The 19,303-nt window shown below is 45.9% G+C and carries 18 protein-coding genes; 5 read left to right on the plus strand and 13 right to left on the minus strand.

What is annotated here, in order from left to right; all coding sequences use genetic code 11:
• Nucleotides 1-122: 122 nt before the first annotated feature.
• Nucleotides 123-959: a site-specific integrase gene (locus Q0R37_RS06385; protein WP_294752574.1), complete on the minus strand. Its 837-nt coding sequence runs from the start codon at nt 957-959 to the stop codon at nt 123-125.
• Between the two features lie 261 nt (nt 960-1,220).
• Between Q0R37_RS06385 and Q0R37_RS06390 the strand changes: the two genes are divergently transcribed.
• On the plus strand, nt 1,221-1,748 hold the full coding sequence (locus tag Q0R37_RS06390) for a helix-turn-helix domain-containing protein (protein WP_294752576.1): 528 nt from the start codon (nt 1,221-1,223) through the stop codon (nt 1,746-1,748).
• Nucleotides 1,738-2,730, plus strand: coding sequence for an alpha/beta hydrolase (locus tag Q0R37_RS06395; protein WP_294752578.1), 993 nt, complete (start codon nt 1,738-1,740; stop codon nt 2,728-2,730). The genes Q0R37_RS06390 and Q0R37_RS06395 overlap by 11 nt, the downstream gene beginning before the upstream one ends.
• On the opposite strand, the gene Q0R37_RS06400 is transcribed toward Q0R37_RS06395, so the two are convergent.
• Nucleotides 2,724-2,882 carry a hypothetical protein gene (locus Q0R37_RS06400; RefSeq protein ID WP_294752580.1) on the minus strand — a complete coding sequence of 53 codons (159 nt, stop codon included), beginning with the start codon at nt 2,880-2,882 and terminating at the stop codon, nt 2,724-2,726. The two genes, Q0R37_RS06395 and Q0R37_RS06400, sit on opposite strands and share 7 nt — an antisense overlap.
• Before the next feature lie 82 nt (nt 2,883-2,964).
• Between Q0R37_RS06400 and Q0R37_RS06405 the strand changes: the two genes are divergently transcribed.
• Entirely contained in the window at nt 2,965-3,249 is a 285-nt protein-coding gene (locus Q0R37_RS06405; RefSeq protein ID WP_294752582.1) for a hypothetical protein, read from the plus strand.
• On the opposite strand, the gene Q0R37_RS06410 is transcribed toward Q0R37_RS06405, so the two are convergent.
• Entirely contained in the window at nt 3,215-3,634 is a 420-nt protein-coding gene (locus tag Q0R37_RS06410; RefSeq protein WP_294752583.1) for a tyrosine-type recombinase/integrase, read from the minus strand. The genes Q0R37_RS06405 and Q0R37_RS06410 overlap by 35 nt on opposite strands.
• Before the next feature lie 39 nt (nt 3,635-3,673).
• Complete coding sequence (locus Q0R37_RS06415) at nt 3,674-4,468, minus strand: NUDIX domain-containing protein (protein ID WP_294752585.1); 795 nt, start codon at nt 4,466-4,468, stop codon at nt 3,674-3,676.
• A 245-nt stretch (nt 4,469-4,713) separates the two neighbouring features.
• Here Q0R37_RS06415 and Q0R37_RS06420 point away from each other — a divergent pair, with 245 nt between their 5' ends.
• On the plus strand, nt 4,714-5,868 hold the full coding sequence (locus tag Q0R37_RS06420) for a DUF4349 domain-containing protein (protein ID WP_294752587.1): 1,155 nt from the start codon (nt 4,714-4,716) through the stop codon (nt 5,866-5,868).
• A 121-nt stretch (nt 5,869-5,989) separates the two neighbouring features.
• Here the strand turns inward: Q0R37_RS06420 and Q0R37_RS06425 are convergent, their stop codons facing one another.
• Nucleotides 5,990-8,509 (minus strand): glycoside hydrolase family 9 protein, encoded by a 2,520-nt coding sequence (locus tag Q0R37_RS06425; protein ID WP_294752589.1) that lies wholly within the window; start codon nt 8,507-8,509, stop codon nt 5,990-5,992.
• A 362-nt stretch (nt 8,510-8,871) separates the two neighbouring features.
• Here Q0R37_RS06425 and Q0R37_RS06430 point away from each other — a divergent pair, with 362 nt between their 5' ends.
• Nucleotides 8,872-9,564 carry a suppressor of fused domain protein gene (locus Q0R37_RS06430; protein WP_294752590.1) on the plus strand — a complete coding sequence of 231 codons (693 nt, stop codon included), beginning with the start codon at nt 8,872-8,874 and terminating at the stop codon, nt 9,562-9,564.
• A gap of 192 nt (nt 9,565-9,756) precedes the next feature.
• Here Q0R37_RS06430 and wecB read toward each other — a convergent pair whose 3' ends face one another.
• The 8 genes from wecB to Q0R37_RS06470 form a co-directional block, all read right to left on the minus strand.
• Entirely contained in the window at nt 9,757-10,941 is a 1,185-nt protein-coding gene (gene wecB, locus Q0R37_RS06435; protein ID WP_294752591.1) for a UDP-N-acetylglucosamine 2-epimerase (non-hydrolyzing), read from the minus strand.
• Nucleotides 10,941-12,140, minus strand: a complete 1,200-nt coding sequence (locus tag Q0R37_RS06440; protein WP_294752592.1) for a capsular polysaccharide biosynthesis protein CapF — start codon at nt 12,138-12,140, stop codon at nt 10,941-10,943. The genes wecB and Q0R37_RS06440 overlap by 1 nt, the downstream gene beginning before the upstream one ends.
• The gene (locus tag Q0R37_RS06445) at nt 12,140-13,183 is read right to left on the minus strand and encodes a polysaccharide biosynthesis protein (protein WP_294752593.1); all 1,044 of its coding nucleotides are present in this window, start codon (nt 13,181-13,183) and stop codon (nt 12,140-12,142) included. Before Q0R37_RS06445 ends, Q0R37_RS06440 begins: the two co-directional genes overlap by 1 nt.
• 65 nt (nt 13,184-13,248) lie before the next feature.
• A complete protein-coding gene (locus Q0R37_RS06450; protein ID WP_294752595.1) occupies nt 13,249-14,364 on the minus strand; it encodes a DegT/DnrJ/EryC1/StrS family aminotransferase in 1,116 nt (371 codons plus the stop codon).
• Nucleotides 14,365-14,489: 125 nt separating this feature from the next.
• Nucleotides 14,490-15,437, minus strand: coding sequence for a hypothetical protein (locus Q0R37_RS06455; RefSeq protein ID WP_294752597.1), 948 nt, complete (start codon nt 15,435-15,437; stop codon nt 14,490-14,492).
• 8 nt (nt 15,438-15,445) lie between these two features.
• Nucleotides 15,446-16,690, minus strand: coding sequence for an ATP-grasp domain-containing protein (locus Q0R37_RS06460; protein ID WP_294752599.1), 1,245 nt, complete (start codon nt 16,688-16,690; stop codon nt 15,446-15,448).
• A 3-nt stretch (nt 16,691-16,693) separates the two neighbouring features.
• A complete protein-coding gene (locus Q0R37_RS06465) occupies nt 16,694-18,148 on the minus strand; it encodes a lipopolysaccharide biosynthesis protein (RefSeq protein ID WP_294752600.1) in 1,455 nt (484 codons plus the stop codon).
• Nucleotides 18,138-19,151 carry a hypothetical protein gene (locus tag Q0R37_RS06470; RefSeq protein ID WP_294752601.1) on the minus strand — a complete coding sequence of 338 codons (1,014 nt, stop codon included), beginning with the start codon at nt 19,149-19,151 and terminating at the stop codon, nt 18,138-18,140. Before Q0R37_RS06470 ends, Q0R37_RS06465 begins: the two co-directional genes overlap by 11 nt.
• Nucleotides 19,152-19,303: the final 152 nt, after the last annotated feature.

Consider the following 19,303-nt stretch of genomic DNA (forward strand, 5'->3'; position numbering starts at 1 on the left):
CTTATTGTCTTCGGTATCATTCTTGCAATAGATGCAATATCATTTGTCGTATATGTTGCCTTTAATGGTTTGCCCAAATGAAACACGCAGGCGCTCCCTATTCAGGAACGCCTGCTCTTCGTTTATCCTTCATTGCTGTCGCCGAACAGATCCGTGAAGCAGCTGGTGATATAGTCCATTTCAGTCTTTTTATCCGAATCGTCGGTATGGCTGTACACGTTGAACGTCGTGAGGAAGTCGCTGTGACCTGCGTAGTCCTGCACCTGCTTTACCGAGAACGCGGTATTATTGGCAAAGAGACTGATACATGAGTGTCTGAGTTCGTGAAATCTTATGTGCGGAAGCTCGTTTTCGTCGAGGAGTTTTATGAAGTAATGTGTTATACTGTCCGGCGTTATTAACGCACCTACAGGGTTAACGCAAAGGAAATCACGATATTCATTCGTCTCCCTTATCATATTATCCTGCTCCGCTTTCAGAGCCTTAAGGTAGCTATAAAGAGCATCGTTCATAGTGAAGCTTCTTTCGCTGCTTTCGGTCTTGAGAAAGTATTTCAGTATAATATCCTTCGGTTTACGGCTGTTTGTGTGACCTATGACCTTATACGTCCCATGTGGGAGTATACTGGAATCGCCTACAATAACACTCTGATTTATGTGCAGCAGTCGGTTCTCAAAATCAACGTTGTCCCATGTGATACCGACTATTTCAGAACGTCTGAGTCCGAGCACAATAGCGAGTATAACGGGCGTTTCTATGTATGAGCCCTTAGCAGCATTTGCGAGAGTGTTCAGCTGCTCAGCATTATAATAATGGCTTTCCTTCTTGACCTTAGTCGGTCTGTCAATGACCCTCATAGGATTCTTGATGATAAAGTCGTTCTTTTCGGCGTATCTAAATGCAGGACCGATAAGGCTGAGAAGCTTATGTACAGTCTTAGGACTTCTTCCTTGCTCCAATATATGCTCGCAGAATACCCCTATATCATGAGCTTTGATCTCTTTCAGAGGCTTAGCGTCCTTGAAGTATGGGGTGATATGCTTATTAAGGGCACAGATAAAGAATCATAGATCACCGAATGAGTTTATTTCAGTATAAGATGTATTTATGAACTGCCCGTAATGGGCAGTTTTCTTTCTTATATAGCTTTTCATACTTACTTGACTTTTTCATTTTTGTATGATATACTAATCTCATTAGATGATATTAGTGGAGGACATATGGAAAAGGTTATAAAAATACTAACTGATCCGATATCGAACAGGATCATTCAATTGATACGTAAAAACAAAAAGATGACTGTATCTGAAATACTTACTGCAACACCAGATATTCCCAGAGCTACTGTGTACCGAAGAATTGAGAAAATGTCTGCGGCAGAATTGATAGAGGTTGTCGAAACACATAAGGTCCGCGGACAGAATGAAAACACATACGCGATCAAAGACATCTATATTACTTCAAGCAAAAGCAGTTCTGACGATATGAAGATCATGACGGCAGCCTTTATCCAGATATTCAACTTTTGCAATGAATACTTCAAACGTGATGATGCGAATGTTGACAGGGACAAGCTCTTTATACTAAACTATGCAATTGCTCTTTCAGACAATGACTTTTCTGATATGGTCAATGAACTGTATGCTGTTGTTGACAAATACCAGAACAAAAACATTACGGAAGATTCAAAAACACGAAACCTGTATCTTATGTCATTACCGACAGGAGGAGAAAGAAATGAGCCGTAAAAATGATATCCTGTATTGTTATTCAGAAAAAGGAATTTGTATGTATGATACAGTAGAAATCAACGGAATTAAGCAGTATATCCAAATCAGAGGAGCAAATAAAAGCTCACCTCTTCTGCTGTTTCTTCACGGAGGTCCAGGAGGTTCAATGGCAGGACTGTGCCACATTATGCAATTTGAATGGGAAAAGAACTTTACAGTTGTCAATTGGGATCAACGAAACACATGTAAAACCTATCTTGCAAATAAGAACAATGCAGCAGTCATTGCTAAGTCAGGAAGCATTTCTGACTATATGGCGGATATTGATGCCGTGATTGATTATCTTCACACGGTCTATGATTTTGAAAAGATCATTCTTGTTGGATTCTCTTGGGGCAGCCTGATCGGTGCGGAGTATGCTAAAACACACGGTGAGCGTTTATCTCACTACATCGGAATTGGCCAGCATATCAACTACATTGAGGGATTACATTATTCCTGTGAATGGCTGAAAGATGCTGCAAAGGAATCTGCTTCGGACATAAATAAAATACAGCACTTTCTTGACAATATACCGCAACCACCTGAAATGAATGCTACATTTATGAGATCATTACAAGGCTTTTCTATGCTTGGAGCCAAATATATCGCAAAGGATGGAAAAACATTTCCTATGAAAACCTTGTTGACCTCGCCCTTTTTGAATCTTTCCGAAAAGATATCTATGCTACGATCAGATACCAAACTGCTTACCGGAACTTATCACACTCTCATGACACACGATTTCAGGAAGAATATGCATTTTGATATGCCTGTTCTATTTGTCAGCGGTGATGAGGATTTTGTCTGCCCGAATCATCTTTTAGAGCAATGTTTCGACAATATTTCTGCGCCTGTTAAGAAGAATGTTGTGATACCGAAAGCAACACATCTATGCTTCTATGATCAACCTATGATATTTCTAAAAGAAGTTGTCGAATTCATAAGCAAAGCTCAGTAAAGGGACAAACCGCCCATTATATCGGAAAAGCTGAAAATATCCCTGCCATGGTACAAATAATAGTCCAGCCTTCCGGCAAACTGCTGAGCCACACCCATTAGTCCGCCTATCCATAAGTATTTTGTTTTTTTAAAAAAATCAATGAGTTTCATAGTCTATACCATCACATATTCAGATTTAATGTCGCAAACCGTACACTATCCATATTATACACTGCACTTTCACCCAAAGTCAATGCTGCAGCCAGCACCATTCTACGACGGAAACGGTCGTATCGGCAGGCTCATAATGCTTAAACAATGCCTTGCTAATGGCATTGTTCCATTCTTCATCAATGAGGATACCAAGCATTTCTACTATATCGGGCTCAAGGAATGGCAGTCAGACGAGAAAAAAGAACGACTGATAGACGTATTTCTGTCTATGCAGGACGATATGAAGGCTATCCTTAACTACTTCAGAATTGACTACGATAAAACTGAGCTTAAAGCAAGAGAAGTAATAAGCAAGCATATGTAAAATAAGCAGGTGCTCCCATTATAAGAAGCACCTGCATTTGTTTATTCTTCTTTGTAGGTACCGAAAAGATCAGAAAAGCAGCTGGTGATATAGTCCATTTCAGTCTTTTAGCCGAATCATCGCTGTGGCTGTACACGTTAAAAGTCGTGAGGAAGTCACTGTGACCAGCATAGTCCTGTATTTGCTTCATCGAGAAAGCCGTATTATTTGCGAGAAGGCTTATACACGAATGCCTAAGAGCATGGAACTTTATATGAGGCAGATTGTTTCTGTCGAGCAGTTTCCTGAACTGTGATGTTATTGCATCTGGCGTTATAAGTGCTCCAACTGCATTCACGCACACAAAGTCCATATACGCCTTTGTCTCGTGCGGCATTACATTCATATCCTGTGATTACCTCCTTAACCCGATATATCTTATTTTTTATTCTGCCGCAGTCTGCTTTTTTGTGAACAGCTTTGACGGACGATGACCCGCGCCGCCCTCGATGTCTCCTGTCTCCTCCACGTACGGAGCTATTTTTCTCCTGAAATTAGCCATTATCAGCTTCCTGTCAAGTACAGCTTCGTATATCTGCTGAAGGTCCGTGAGGGTGAACTTCTCGGGAAGGAGCCTGAAAGCGGCATAGGGCTTTTCAAGACTGCTCCTCAGCTTGAGCAGTGCGTTGACTATTATCTCTGCATGGTCGAAGGCAAGGCTGTTCTGCGGTATATCAGCCTCCGCGGACTGATTATACAGCTCGTTGGTATTATTCAGCCTTACCTCGGAAACGTACTCCCTGCCGTCATCGCCTGTAAGGACAAGGGTATACCTCCCGTCATTCTCCTTCAGCGAGACCTCATACCATTCACCGCTTTTTTCCGCAGCTGTTTTTGTATACTCTATAACAGTCCAGTAGCAGCAGGAAATTATCCAGCCTCTCGGGTCCCTGCCGAGCTTTGAAAGGTTACAAAGGAGCGAGAGCGGCGGACATTCAACTCCAGTTTTTTCTTTAAGCTTGCGGAAGGCAGTCTCCTCGATAGTCTCCTGACGGCAGCAGAATCCTCCGGGAAGAGAAAGCATCTTATCAAACGGTTCCTCCGTCCGCTTTATGAGAAGTACTGAAAGAACAGGCTTTGAAAGATGTCTGTAGCTTTCGCTGCTGCTTTTGCGGACGGTAAACACTGCAATATCAGCAGCTACAGACGGTCTGTCATATTTTGTTATATCGTAATCCATAATGACCTCCGATGATAATATCTGATTAATAATATCATATTTTCAGCGCATCTGTCAATATCTGTCCAAGCTCCTCACACACCGCAGCTTCCTGCCGTAAGGGCAGAAACCGCTTTGAAGCTATCGGCTATGCGCCTTTATTGTTTGTAAACGATTTTTAACCCTATTGTTATGAGATATTCGTTGACATATTACAAAAATAATGTTATCATATATAAAAAGCCACCATTAAAGGAGGAATACACATGAAAAAGATACTTTTGCCCCTTGCTCTTGCAGGCACTATCCTTCTGACGTCCTGCGGCAATGGAATGAAAGCGGCAGACAGGGCAGAGACCAATTCATCAGCACATCAGTTCGACAATGCAGCAGAATATAAAAGCGACGATTCTTACGCCGATTCCGAAGCCTATGAAAATGGTGAAAGCAGCTCCATGAGCTACAAGCAGTCGGAAGTAAAGGCTATAAATACACAGATGCTGGTATACTCATGCGATATGAGCATAGACGTTCTCGAATTCGATGAAGCTGTTGACAAGATACACGAGCTCATCAGCACATACAACGGCTTTATCGAAAGCGAAAACTACAATGACGGCGGCAATACAAGCAAATGGGAGTACTCCGACAGCGAAAAATGGAAGAACCTTTATGCTACCATAAGGATACCCAGCGCCGACTATGAGGATTTCTGCGAGGCTGCGGAAAAAATAGGCGATATGCGTCGGAAGAGCTCCTCCGTGCAAAATCTCACTACCGAGTACTCCGACCTCAGTACAACTCTCAGTATCTACGAAGCCAAGGAAAAGCGCTACCTTGATATACTCTCCGAAATAAAGAACGAACAGGAAGCCATTGAAGTCGAAAATGAGCTCACGACCATTCAGATAGAGATAGCAAAGATAAAGACACGTATGAACAATATCGAAAACGACGTTGCCTACTCCTTTATCAATCTCACACTGAACGAGGTCCGCAAGTACTCCGATAAGCCTGTGATTGAAAGGAACGATACCTTCGGACAGCGCCTGAAGAACACACTCTCAAAGACATGGGACGAATTCCTTTATTTCCTTGAGAACCTGCTGTTCATACTTATAAGGATACTTCCGTATATCCTCATAATCGGCATTATCACATTCATTATAGTCAAGCTTGTAAAGTTCTTCTCAAAAAGATCGGAAAAGCGCAAAAAGGAAAAGTATCAGCAGAAAATTCAGCAGGCTCCGCCAATGCCGATAAACGGTCCTGTGCCGCCGAATCCTCAGATGATACCTCCGAATATGCCTGCTCCTCCTCCCGTGAATGCACCTGCTCCTCACGCGGATACTCCTCCTGTTCCTCCCGAGAACAGTGAAAAGAGCAGCAATAATAAAGAAAACAACAGCAGCAATAAGTGACCTTTCTTAAAGCGGGTGACAGTACTTAACTGTCACCCGCTTGACTGCAGCATGAGCATTATTTCAGAAAAAAGCCGTAAAGAAGGATACCCTTCTTTACGGCTTTTTCCGCTTAGTACTCTTATTGGGGAAGACTGGTTATCGAATGGAGCATGAATGCCTGTATTGCCTGTGCGTCACCTGTTGTAACGCCGTCGCCTCTGTCTCTTACATCAGCGTTTGCAAGTCCCTGCTTTGTAATATGGCGCTCGTCAGAGCCGTTTACACCGTACTTGTCGGGATTTGCAAGAGACTGCATTATCATAACTGCGTCGCTCAAGTCAACTTCGCCGTCGCAGTTAGCATCTCCGTAAAGGCTTGCCTCTTCATCGGCAGATGTCGCTGAAGAAGTTGTGGTAGTGGTGGCAGTAGTAGTTGTAGTAGTGGTCTCGGTCGTTGTGGTAGTTGTGACATCTCCCTGCTCGCCCGAGCCTGTATTTTCCGTAAGCGAAAGCAGATATGTGAGCGGTGAGTTCCAGTAGATAGTTATTTCGTTTGTGGAATAGCTCTCCGAATTGTCAACATAACACTTAGCCGCAGGCTGATCCTGACAGTAAGCCTTTGCGGCGCTGTCCTCAAGGTTCTGGTTCACACCGCCTGCAAGCATACCCTTCATTGCATGGCCCACAGCCATTGAGGGACGGTGATGCGGATTTTCGGGAGATACCGTGCCGTAGCCCGATACAAAGCAGGTTCCCACAGGGTTTACGCCGAGGAGGTAGTTCAGCTGAGCCTGTGCAGCCTCCTTACAGCTCTCCTCACCTGTGAGCTCCCCTGCAAGAGCAAGGATTATACCGCCGTTGGCAATGGTCATATTGCTGCCCCAGTTGTACATTGTAAGAGCTGCGCCGTATGGATTTGAATTTGCATCCTTAAGGAGCGTCTTAGCCTGCGCTGTTACAGCGCTTGCAGCATTTTCGTATGCAGTTCTGAATACTTCCGACTCCTTGTCGGCATTCTTCATGGTGAGCAGAGCGATATTGCCGTAGTCGCCAACTGTTGACCAGTCCAGACCTGTAAGGGCTTTGCTTACATTCGCAAGATACTTCTCGTCGCCTGTTGCGCGGTACATCTGAACAGCTGCCCAGTAACGCTCGTCCTTGTCGGTGCGGTCACCGTACTCGCCTGTAACGATATCGGCAGGGTTCTTGAATACAAAATTCGGATTAGCCTCCAGCCATGCCCATGACTTCTCGGCAGCCTCCATACACTTCTTTGCGAAGTCCTTGTCGTACTCCTCGTAAAACTCTGCCGCAAGCGCCATGGAAGCACAGAAGTCGGCAGTAGCAGTTGAGCTTACGGGAGTTACGATAAGCTCTGCTGTTTCCTTTGTAGGCATAACGTATGCAGGGAAATTAGCGCATGATACCTTATGATATGCGCCGCCGTCGGCAGCCTGCATCTTCATCATCCACTCCAGCTCGAAACGTGCTTCATCAAGTATATCGGGAATGCCGTTTCCGCTCTCGGGGATACCGATATCATCGCTGTAGAGCTCGGGAGCTGCATCGTAAGCGTATATCAGGTCTGCAACAGCCTTTGCTGCGGGAACAACGTATCTGCCGTAGTCGCCTGCGTCGTGCCAGCCGCCGCTTACGTCTATCTTATCGCTTGTGCCGTAAACCGTTGCCATATCCGTATGGCAGGCCTCGTGACCGAATTCCTTGTCCTCTACCTTTACGCCGCAGCGCTGTAAATAAAGCATCCTCACGCTGTCGTCGACAAGGTTTGAATATACCTTGTCGCCTATCTCGAATGTATACGAATCGTCAAGTCCGCTGCATGAGATATAGTACCTGCCGGCTTCCTTTACAGATGAGAAATCACCGGTCCAGTTAGTCTCGTCAGCGCTCTTGTTTTCTGTCATGTTTTCGAGCTTGCCCGTGAATACAGCCTCCTTTGTATCCGCATTCACGACCTTGAATTCCGTCTGATCCGTAACGTCGCGGAATACTGCTGTTTTAATTCCGTCTGTCCTGTAGCCCACCTGATCCACATTTATGGACGGAGCATAGGGACGGCTTGAAGCATAGTCCACATTGCTGTCGTCAATGAGCTCCAGTGATACGTTGTCGATATAGATAGTATGCTCGGGGAGCTCGCCCTCGTGCTTCTCCTGTATACCACAGTTGAACACGAGCTTTGCCATAATGTCTGTTTCTTCCTTCATTGTGAACTCATAGTCCACTGTCTGAGGCTCGGAAGTAAGCTCAAGGCCCTTCCATGTGTAAGCCTGGTATGTGCCGCCGTTCTGCTGTATCATACCCTCGATATAGCGGTCAACGCTTGAAGAGATATCGTATTTGAGGCGATAAACTCCGTTCTGATACAGCGGTATTATGTCATAGAATACCTGAACAGAATAGTTCAGCTTACCCACGCTTGATACCGTGAGTGCAAGCTGTCCGTCCTCGGTGCCGAGCGAGCACTTTCCGCCGCTCTCCTTATAAGTTCCCCAGCCTGACACATTCTTATCGAATGTGGAATTGCTGATGATGTTTCCCGCGGCATTAACAGGTACGCCGCTGTACGGCACAGCTGCCGCAAGTACTGTACAGGCTGCGAAAACAGCCGCACAGCGTTTTACAGTAAGATTTTTCATTATTGATTCCCTCTCATTTTGTGTTCGCGCCGAATAACATAATGTGCTTTTCAGATGCTCCGTACAGTGCAGATACGGCAGGACTTTGCCGTGTCCGAAGCCTCATAAAGCTCAGCATCACGCATACTCGGCATGGTTTTTGTGCTTTTACATCTATATTGTAACAGAACACAGAGAAGTATGCAATAACATTTCAAACTTGTTGTATAACATTTTGCGCATTTATGGGCGGCTGCTTTGCAAACCTGTTTTTTCTCTTGAATAAGTTGATTTTTACAGTAAAGTATGTTAAACTGAAACTGTAAGCAGATCATAAGCCATTCACTTGACGGAATGTCAGAAAAAAGTATAAGGAGCGCAGTATGGGACTGTTTGACAAATTAAGAAAAAAAGCGGAAAAGCCGCAGAAGGATACAGAAGAGATGATAGACCTTGAAAAGCCCGACTCATCGGGCTGGGACGCAATAACCGCCGCCTTTGAAAGGCTCTATCCCGATCAGAAGGACCCGAAGCATTACGGCGTTCTTGTCCCGTGGGAGCTGGGCGGTGACGATCCCCTCACGGGTATCAGCATATACGAGACCGACGAGTACTATCATTTTGTGACCTACGGGCTCAGCGAGATATTTGAAAAGGAGACCGACGATCCCGAGGTAAGCGGCTACGGTATGGAGTTCACATACAAGCTGAAAAGGTCGTGTATCTCCCCTGAGGACGAGGACGGAGAGCTCCGCTGTGTCTGCGGTATATTGCAGAAAATAGCAAGGATAACCTTCTCAAGCGGTGAGCTTTTCTGCGCCGATGAGTACATATACACAGGTCAGACCACAGGTATAGACCTTCATCAGAAATGCGGACTGACGGGCTTTATCCTTGTTGCCGATAAGGACGCAGACTCTATTGATACGCCAAACGGCAGGGTGGATTTTGTGGAGTTCATAGGCTGCACCGATGACGAGCTCCTTGCATTGAAGAACAAAGAGCTCACTGTACCCGAGCTTTACGCAAAGCTCGGCAGCGACATCACCGATTACGGCAGGAGCTCAGTCCTGTAACCATTATTTTATTCATTGTTGGTTTTCAACAATAACACATCCCGACTTTTATGCATTCATACAAAGTTGGGATTTATTTTTTTCTTATTAAACGGTTTTCCGTTTAATTTCATATGATTTCAGCCCACTTACAGAAAGGCTTTTCTCACCATAAAAAAGTACCGCCTTGCGGCGGTACATTATAATACTATATCAGAACTTTCTCCAGACCATCTTATCCACAACGCCTGTGTATGACTGGATTATCTTTACGACCTTATTGGATACGTTCTCCTCAACATAGTCGGGAACAGGTATGCCGTAGTCGCCGTTCTTATTCATCTCAACAGCTGTATCCACAGCCTGCAAAAGTGACTTTTCATCTATACCCGCAAGTATGAAGCAAGCCTTGTCAAGTGCCTCGGGGCGCTCCGTAGAGGTCCTTATGCATATTGCAGGGAAAGGATGTCCTACGCTTGTAAAGAAGCTGCTCTCCTCGGGAAGAGTACCGCTGTCGGATACTACTGCGAAAGCATTCATCTGTAAGCAGTTGTAGTCATGGAAGCCGAGAGGCTCATGCTGGATAACTCTCCTGTCAAGCTTGAAGCCGCTTGCTTCAAGACGCTTCTTTGAACGGGGGTGGCAGCTGTAAAGTATAGGCATATCGTACTTTTCAGCCATCTTGTTTATAGCTGTGAAAAGGCTCATGAAGTTCTTTTCCGTGTCGATATTTTCCTCACGGTGAGCCGAAAGGAGTATGTATCTTCCCTTTTCGAGACCGAGCTTCTTGTGTATATCCGAAGCCTCTATCTCTGCAAGGTTCTGATGAAGCACCTCTGCCATAGGCGAACCCGTAACGTAGGTCCTCTCCTTCGGAAGTCCGCAGTCTGCAAGGTAACGTCTTGCGTGTTCGGAGTATGCAAGGTTTACATCGCTGATGATATCAACTATACGGCGGTTCGTCTCCTCGGGGAGGCACTCGTCCTTGCAGCGGTTTCCTGCTTCCATATGGAATATGGGTATATGGAGCCTCTTTGCGGGAATAGCCGAAAGGCACGAATTCGTGTCACCGAGAATGAGCATAGCATCGGGCTTTATCTGGCTCATGAGCTTGTATGAGCAGTTGATGATATTGCCTACCGTAGCGCCGAGGTCGTCGCCTACAGCGTCCATGTATACCTCGGGGTCTGCAAGCTTTAAGTCCTTGAAGAATACGCCGTTAAGGTTGTAGTCATAGTTCTGACCCGTATGTGCAAGTATGCAGTCGAAGTACTCTCTGCACTTGTTTATAACTGCGGCAAGACGGATTATCTCAGGTCTCGTTCCAACAATGATAAGAAGCTTGAGCTTGCCGTTATTTTTCCATTTGATATCTGAATAATCTGTTTTAATGTCCATTATTTCACTACCTCAAAGAAAGTATCGGGGTGCTGAGGATCAAACTGCTCGTTTGCCCACATTACCGTTACAAGATTTTCTGTATCGCTCAGGTTGATGATGTTGTGAGTATAGCCGGGGAGCATATGTATCGCCTGTATCTTATCCCCGCTGACCTCAAACTCTATTACCTCGTCAGTGCCTATCTTACGCTCCTGGATAAGTCCGTGGCCTGCAACCACTATAAAGAATTCCCACTTGCTGTTATGCCAGTGCTGACCCTTTGTGATGCCGGGCTTGGAGATATTCACGCTGAACTGTCCGCAGTTCATGGTTTTCAGGAGCTCCGTGAAGCTTCCCCTGTCATCGCAGTTCATCTTTAAATCGAAGATAGTCTTCTCCTTTGGGAGATAGCTGAGATACATGGAGTAGAGCTTCTTTGCGAAGCTGTTATCTGGTATCTCGGGCATTACGAGAGTATTCGGCTGAGCCCTGAAGGTATCGAGAAGATCAACGATCTCTCCGAGAGTTACCTTATGTGTCGTGGGTACATAGCAGTACTTTCCGTTATCCTTTGCAGCAGGATCAAGTCCGTCGTATTCGCAGCGGTGCTCCTTATTCTCAATAGCGTCGAACATTTCCTCTACAAGATCGTCGATATAGAGCAGCTCAAGCTGTGTCGAGCGGTCATTCACCTGTATGGGAAGATCATTTGCGATATTGTTGCAGAATGTGGCAACAGCGCTGTTGTAGTTAGGTCTGCACCACTTTCCGAACAGGTTCGGAAAACGGTAAACAAGTACCTTTGCGCCTGTTTCCTTACCGTAGTCAAAGAAGAGTTTCTCACCTGCAAGCTTTGACTTGCCGTAGTCGGACTCGCCGTATCTTCCTATGAGAGTTGCCTGTATGGAGCTCGATATCATTACGGGACAGGTATTCTTATGCTTTTTGAGAGCTTCAAGGAGCTCGCCTGCAAAGCCGAAATTTCCCGACATGAACTCGCTGTTGTCCTTGGGACGGTTCACTCCCGCAAGGTTGAAAACAAAGTCTGCCTTTGCACAGTACTCGTCAAGAAGCGCCTTGTCGGTATCTATATCAAATTCAAAGATCTCTTCAACCTGAAAGCTCCGTGTACGGTTCTTGCCGTCGCGGATATTCTTGAGGTTTGCAACTAAATTCTTTCCTGCGAAGCCCTTTGCGCCTGTTACGAGTATTTTCATCACTTTAACCCCATTTCTGCGAGACGATCCTGGATATATGAAAGCGATGCTATCTTTTCCTTTGTCTCAGCAACTGTAAGGAGCTTTGTATTGCTTGAATTGAACTCGGTGAGGACATTTCTCTTCTCGTCGCCCTCCTTGAAGTACTTATCGTAGTTAAGACCTCTGTTGTCGGCGGGAACGCGGTAGAAGTCGCCCATATCTATAGCCTTCGCACACTCCTCGTTTGTGAGAAGGGTCTCGTACATCTTTTCGCCGTGACGGATACCGATTATCTTGATATCCTCCTTCTTTCCGCCGAAGAGCTCGCATACAGCCTCAGCCTGTGTCTGTATAGTGCAGGCGGGAGCTTTCTGAATGAGGAGGTCGCCGTTCTCGCCCTTTTCAAATGCAAAAAGCACCAGGTCTACAGCTTCCTCAAGGGACATGATGAAACGTGTCATTGAAGGCTCGGTAAGAGTTATTGGCTGACCGCTTACGATCTGGTCTATCCACAGCGGGATAACAGAGCCGCGGCTGCACATTACGTTGCCGTAGCGGGTACAGCATATCTTTGTATTACCCGATGTTCTTGACTTGGCGATAGCTACCTTTTCTTCAAGTGACTTTGAGATGCCCATAGCGTTTATAGGATATGCAGCCTTGTCCGTTGAAAGGCAGATAACGCTCTTTACGCCTGCTTCAATAGCAGCTGTGAGCACGTTATCGGTGCCTATTACGTTGGTGCGTACAGCTTCCATGGGGAAGAATTCGCATGAAGGCACCTGCTTGAGAGCTGCTGCGTGGAAGATATAGTCAACTCCGTACATAGCGCCTCTTACAGACTGGAGATCGCGCACGTCGCCGATGTAGAACTTTATCTTGTCAGCGACCTCGGGCATTGTTGCCTGAAAGTGGTGACGCATATCGTCCTGCTTCTTCTCGTCACGGGAGAAGATCCTTATCTCGCCGATATCTGTTTTAAGGAAGCGATTGAGCACAGCATTTCCGAAGCTGCCTGTACCGCCTGTTATCATAAGGGTAGCATCTTTAAATAATGACATTTTTCATATTCCTCCGAACTATCTTATTTTGCGTATTCTTCATTTATGATACACGGCTGCTCAGATCACTTTTTACAGCTGAGTACCACATCACATATCCTGTCCACGTCCTCGATGCTGAGGTCTGCATACAGCGGGAGAGTAAGAACTCTCTTGCTGATGTGAAGTGCGACGGGAGTATTGTTTATATCGTATGCTCCGTGGAAGCAGTCAAAGGTATTTGTAAGCGGATAGAAGTACTTTCTTGCGCCGATACCATTGTCCGCAAGAGCTGCGAATACCTCATTCCTTGTGGAGCCGAAGAGAGTAGGCTCGAATACTACGGGACAATAAGCGTAATTCGGCTCAACATCGTCCTGCAAAGGACAAAGGGTTATTCCCTCTGTTCCCGAAAGTCTTTCACGATAGCGCTCCATTACTATCCTGCGCTTTTCGATCTCTCTGTCAAGGTGACGGAGGTTGCATATTCCCATTGCTGCCTGAAATTCGTTCATTTTAGCGTTTCCGCCTACGAATTCGACAGTCTCGGGACCGTGTATGCCGAAGTTCTTCATATCATTGAGGAGCTGTACAAGATGATCCTTCTTGAAGCATACAGCACCGCCCTCGATAGTGTTGAACACCTTTGTAGCATGGAAGCTGAACATCGAAGCATCACCGAAGCAGGCTGAGCTTACGCCCTTGTACTTTACGCCGAAAGCGTGTGCGGCATCGTATATTACCTTGAGTCCGTACTTGTCCGCAATGCGCTGTATCTCCTCAACCCTGCATATATTTCCGTAAACATGAACGGGAACTATAGCGCAGGTCTTGTCTGTGATGAGAGCCTCTATCTTTGTTACGTCGATAGTGTAGTCAACGGGGTCTATGTCGCAGAAAACAGGAACAAGTCCGTTTCTTACTATCGCATGGGTAGTTGAAGCAAATGTGAACGGAGTAGTTATGACCTCTCCGTTTTTCGGAAAGTTCATTGCTGCAAGAGCATTCTCAAGAGCAAGATGTCCGTTGGTGTAAAGCACTGCATGAGGTACGTCAAGGTACTTTTCAAGCTCTGCCTGAAGCTCCTTGTGCTTTGCTCCCATATTGGTCAGCCAGTGGCTGTCCCAGAGTCCCTTTATTTCCTCACAGTATTCCTCGTAATCAGGCATTGAGGAACGTGTGACCAAAATTTTATCTGCCATTTCACACCTCTGTAATTATTTATTTTCGGGTGCAGGTGATTATGTATCCGCCGATCCCCGTTTATATAAAAGGTCTTTTTCAAGGCCTTGTCATCATGACTTTATCCTGCATACGCCCTATGCGGTCATATGTATTTCTTTACCTCAGCGGCAATGTATCCGGCTGCTTCTGCATCGTAGCGCTGATCGCAGGGCAGGGGCAGGATATTTTCCGCAGCATAGCGCTCCCATTTGTCAGCACCCTCGCCGCTCATGACATTCGGCCAGAGCGTCGGGATGTATATTTTCTCCTGCTGCAATGCTTTCCTTACAGCCGCGCCGTTTTCGATAAGCAGAGGGTAAGCGAACGCGCCCTCGGGAACGCGGAGCGACAGCTGATTGATACTGCCCAGCAGCCTGTCATATGCATCAAAATTCTCAGTGCGCCTCTGCTTTACGAATCCGTAATCTATACCGTGCAGAAGGTTGTTTGTAAGCGCCGACATTCTTCTTATGGGCGCATCTGCAAACTGATGATTGTTTGCGGAATACTCACTATAGAATTCCGAAGCGCTCCTTTCGTACCGTCCCAGCAGGAAGCGCATCCTGTCATAGGATTCGTCCACGGGATACTCCTCATGGGATATCCTGTCGGTAAAGAGGAAGGCTCCGTCGGCAACTCCGAAGAACTTGCGGCAGGTATAGATGGTATCCGCACCGTCAATGGGCTCGTCGAAATACGCCTGAGCGTTGTCAAATATCACTCTTCCGTATTTTTCCTTCAGCCCTTCGAGCTGTTCCCTTTTGAGTTGTCCGTAATAATTCATGACATAGAGCCATTCATCGTCACCGAGCTTTATATCCTCGGGGATGAAGCTTTCGTTTATATGATAGCAGCTCATTTCAACTCCGTACTTTTTGCACACGTTGAAAACGCTGTCGCACATAAAGTACGGGAGCCTGAGCTTTCTGATATTTCTTGTTCCGAACAGATACGCAAGGCAGTTCCTGCCGCAGTCGAGAGCGACCGCTCCCTCATGGAGCATGGGAAGCCTGTAGGTATCAAGCTCTATATAACCGCCGTATTCTTTCATACCGCTCATTACCTCACAAGACCGCAGATATTCATGATACCGCAGGTCTGCCTTATCATGGGCTCTGTTTCGATCGTGATATGAGAATTGATATCAGACAGGATATTATGCATGACCTCGGGTGAATCGAACTTGAGAAAAACTATGCCGACAGCCTTTGAAGCATTGTCGAAATACTCCACAGTCTCTCCTGCTGTTTTATAAATTTTCTCCCGTACGATATACGGTCTGATCTTGTCGGAATATACAACTCTTTTGAATATCCCGTTTTTGTCGGAATGAAGATTATGAGTTGCATAATACGGCACAGGAGCTTTCACATCCAGCACAGGAACTTCGCCCATTGCTGCCCTGACAGTCATTTCGACAACGTCTGCTCCGAAAATCAAGCTGAGAAGATCGGGGATCATGTTTCCGCCGTTGCGCGGACCTATATCAATAGGCCACACCCTGCCTTCCTTATCGACCACAAGCTCGACATTCATTGCTCCGCTTTTTATATGGAGCTTGTCGATCATGAGCTGTATCGTCCGCTTTACCGCATCAAGATCACTGTCCTTAAGCTCGGGGGGATAACTCTTTCCTACGGGAACGAGGGCATTGACTCTGTCATCGCGGTGACAGTTCATAAGACCCCACACAATAACTTTTCCGTCCCAGACGAAAATATCTCCGCCTATGAGATAAGGGTGAGCTTTTTCAATAAACTCCTCGATTATGACGCGCTTGCATCTCGAATAGGAAAATGCAAATTCCATTGCCTCGCGGAGCCCTTCGGGACCGCGCAGCACAGTTACGCCCTTGCTTCCCGAAGAATCGACGGGCTTGACTATGACAGGAAATCTGAACCTGCCTATGTCGCTTACTGCCTTTTCAATATTTCCGTATCCTTCGGATACAGGGGTATTAAATCCGTTGTCGGAAAGGAACTTTCTGAATTTATCCTTATTGCAAAGTAACTCCACAGATAAGTACGGATTGGTGTACAGTCCCAGTTTTTCCGCTACATAAGCGGCTGTGGGGGCTGCAGGATCCGAGGCGTATGCCACTATCCCGTCAATCTTTTCTTTCTCTGCTACTTTAAGGACAGCCTCCTTGTCGGTAGTGCTCACAAGATAAAACTTGTCAGCAGCAAACTGTCCCGGGTTATCTGTAAGAAAATCACATAGTATGGTGTAATATCCAATTCTTTTTGCTGTTTCTATTGCTATGACCTGTTGTGCCGACCCTCCCAAAAAAACTATTTTTTTCATATTTTACGCTTCTTTCTTTCTGTTAAGCAATCTTTTTACCATTGATAAAATATAATCAAGACTGTCTATATGGAACAGCTTTGAAGCAGATATGTAAACCGCAATGCCAAGCGGGACCTGTATCAGCAGTGTAAGCAGATCGCTGAGCCCGAGGAACTTTACGCAGTAAACAATTCCTGCCATTCCCGCTGACATAAAGAGCGGAACTGCTATGTCCTTCAGGACCTCAGATAATGTGTAGCCTATATATTTGTTCACATAGTATGATGTTATCCAGAAAGTTATAGTTGAAGCGATTATTGATGATATCATCATTGCATATATGCTGATCCTGATACTTACCAGCACCATGATGACCGTCATCGTCTTTGAGATGATGGACACCTTCATGGTGACATTGCTCTTGCCCATTGCGTTAAGTGCCTGTGTTCTCGCATTGAGCGGCCAGAACATACATATCACGCAGGTGAGCTGCATAAACGGTACACACGGCAGCCAGTTGTCATTGATGAGCACCATGATAAGGGGCTTTGCCGTGGCTATGAGTCCCCACAGGAACGGGAACACAAGGAACATACTTACGGTCATTGAACGGCGCATCATAGCTTTAAGTCGGTCCTTCTGATCCTGTACGTTTGAAAGCGTAGGGAAAAGCACCTCGCTGAGCGAGCCGTCAACTGCCGACATCAGCGCACTTGGCATCTGCTGGCCGCGCTGATACTGACCGAGCATATCGCTCGAATAAACTCCGCCTACTATAAGCGGCTGTATATTATTGAATATCGTATTCAGCAGGTTTGTAACAAGCACCTTTGAACCGTAGCTGAACAGACTTTTTATCCTTGCAAAGGAAAAGGTCTTTGAAGGCTTCCAGCCCACGGTTATCACGAGTACGATAACTCCCACCAATGTGCCCGAAAGCTTTGACCATACCAGTGACCATGCGCCGCAGCCCATAAGTGCACAGGTTATACCCACAACAGCCTGAACACAGTAGTTGGAGAGATTTCTGAAAAAGCTTTTCTTGAAGTCCAGCGCCTTTGACAATACCGCGTTCGGGACCGCTCCGAATCCGCCGATAATAACGATTAGTCCGAATATCGGCATCATCTTCCTGAGCACAGGCTGCTTGAAGTACATTACCATAAGGGGCGATGCCGCTATAAGTATCAGATAAAGTGCCGCAGAGACCACAAGATTTGCGAAGAAGACGGAAGAGAAATCCACCTGATCCGCATTTTTCTTCTGTATAAGCGCTGACGTCAGTCCCTGAAGGATGATAACATCACATATCTGTGTGAATATAACAAGCTCACCGACGATACCGTACTCCTTCGGCAGGATAAGGTTTGCGAGAACGATGCCGAGAACGAACTGAACGCCTGTGGAGACGAATTTTTCAAGGAATTTCCATATAAATCCGCCTGCCGCCTTAGATGTCAATGAATCATTTTTCAATTTCGCGCTTTCCTTTCACCTTTTTAAAGACGTCCTTCATCTTTCCGTTCTTTACCATAAGGAAAACACGTTCTGTCTTTCTTCCGAGATTGATGATCGGAGTATTATATCCCACGATCCTGTTTCTCTTTTTCTCATACTCAACATCGGGGATAACATACTTCGCGTGCTTGATAGGGAATTCCATTTCATATGTTTTCATGTTGAATATGCATCTCAGACCCTTTGGCAGGAGCTTGAGCTCTGCGGAGTGGGCAGAGGACTCTGTGCAGCCGACACAGCTTATCATATTTCTCTTCGGTACGATCTGCAAACGGTTCTGAGCGTACATATGGAACTCATGCCAGAACTCTGCGCCGGGGACGTGTCCCTCATACTCCTTCTGCTTTGAGTACGCGGACAGTCTCTTCCATGCTATAGGATTGCTTTTTGTTCTCTGTTTGAGCAGCTTCATGACATAAGGATCTTTTCCGTATGAATAATCGTCGCGCTCGTCGATGACCCTTTTCCATGTTGCTGTTCCCCATATGGAACCCTGACGCGAGAAGAAGTAGTCAGACTGTACATCCTCGCTTACTCCGAGGTGGTTCATACCGCATATACACTCTATACGAGGATCGTCCTTGTACTTTTCCAGCAGCTCTGCACAGTATCTGAAAAAGGATACCGACGGAAGGATATCATCCTCCATAAATATGCATCTGTCAACATGGCTCCATACAGTATCCCTTGTCTTGTATGCCATTGCATACATTCCGAGGTTCTTTTCCTCGTACATACGATACACCGTACAGTCCCAGTCGATCTCGTTGTCGAACATCTCACGGTTCTTGCGTATCGCTTCCCATTCCTTTTCATTTCTTCCGCCGTCCGACTGAATAAAAAGTATGCTCGGACGAGCCTTCTTTATTATCTCGAACTGACGCCTCTGAGCCTCGGGACGTATCCAGATCGTTGTCTTTACCGGTACGTCGATCAAAAAAGGCTTTTTTGCCTGTTCCATATTCACTTATCCTTTCCTGAGCGAGCCGCGCTGCCATGCTTTTCAAGGGCTGATACAGCTGCTTTTCTCTATTACACCCATCATATTATCATGCTGAAATGATACTTTATAAAAATCAGAAACGCCCCTCCTGTAATAATGAGAAGCGAATA

The sequence above is a fragment of the uncultured Ruminococcus sp. genome (assembly GCF_946415235.1).
In the GTDB taxonomy this organism is placed as follows: domain Bacteria; phylum Bacillota; class Clostridia; order Oscillospirales; family Ruminococcaceae; genus Ruminococcus.

Excerpts from the sequence above, each read along its gene's own strand:
- Q0R37_RS06390 (WP_294752576.1), top strand. The coding sequence starts at position 1,221 with ATGGAAAAGGTTATAAAAATACTAACTGATCCGATATCGAACAGGATC.
- Q0R37_RS06395 (WP_294752578.1), top strand. The coding sequence starts at position 1,738 with ATGAGCCGTAAAAATGATATCCTGTATTGTTATTCAGAAAAAGGAATT.
- Q0R37_RS06400 (WP_294752580.1), bottom strand. The coding sequence starts at position 2,882 with ATGAAACTCATTGATTTTTTTAAAAAAACAAAATACTTATGGATAGGC.
- Q0R37_RS06405 (WP_294752582.1), top strand. The coding sequence starts at position 2,965 with ATGCTGCAGCCAGCACCATTCTACGACGGAAACGGTCGTATCGGCAGG.
- Q0R37_RS06410 (WP_294752583.1), bottom strand. The coding sequence starts at position 3,634 with ATGAATGTAATGCCGCACGAGACAAAGGCGTATATGGACTTTGTGTGC.
- Q0R37_RS06415 (WP_294752585.1), bottom strand. The coding sequence starts at position 4,468 with ATGGATTACGATATAACAAAATATGACAGACCGTCTGTAGCTGCTGAT.
- Q0R37_RS06420 (WP_294752587.1), top strand. The coding sequence starts at position 4,714 with ATGAAAAAGATACTTTTGCCCCTTGCTCTTGCAGGCACTATCCTTCTG.
- Q0R37_RS06425 (WP_294752589.1), bottom strand. The coding sequence starts at position 8,509 with ATGAAAAATCTTACTGTAAAACGCTGTGCGGCTGTTTTCGCAGCCTGT.
- Q0R37_RS06430 (WP_294752590.1), top strand. The coding sequence starts at position 8,872 with ATGGGACTGTTTGACAAATTAAGAAAAAAAGCGGAAAAGCCGCAGAAG.
- wecB (WP_294752591.1), bottom strand. The coding sequence starts at position 10,941 with ATGGACATTAAAACAGATTATTCAGATATCAAATGGAAAAATAACGGC.
- Q0R37_RS06440 (WP_294752592.1), bottom strand. The coding sequence starts at position 12,140 with ATGAAAATACTCGTAACAGGCGCAAAGGGCTTCGCAGGAAAGAATTTA.
- Q0R37_RS06445 (WP_294752593.1), bottom strand. The coding sequence starts at position 13,183 with ATGTCATTATTTAAAGATGCTACCCTTATGATAACAGGCGGTACAGGC.
- Q0R37_RS06450 (WP_294752595.1), bottom strand. The coding sequence starts at position 14,364 with ATGGCAGATAAAATTTTGGTCACACGTTCCTCAATGCCTGATTACGAG.
- Q0R37_RS06455 (WP_294752597.1), bottom strand. The coding sequence starts at position 15,437 with ATGAAAGAATACGGCGGTTATATAGAGCTTGATACCTACAGGCTTCCC.
- Q0R37_RS06460 (WP_294752599.1), bottom strand. The coding sequence starts at position 16,690 with ATGAAAAAAATAGTTTTTTTGGGAGGGTCGGCACAACAGGTCATAGCA.
- Q0R37_RS06470 (WP_294752601.1), bottom strand. The coding sequence starts at position 19,151 with ATGGAACAGGCAAAAAAGCCTTTTTTGATCGACGTACCGGTAAAGACA.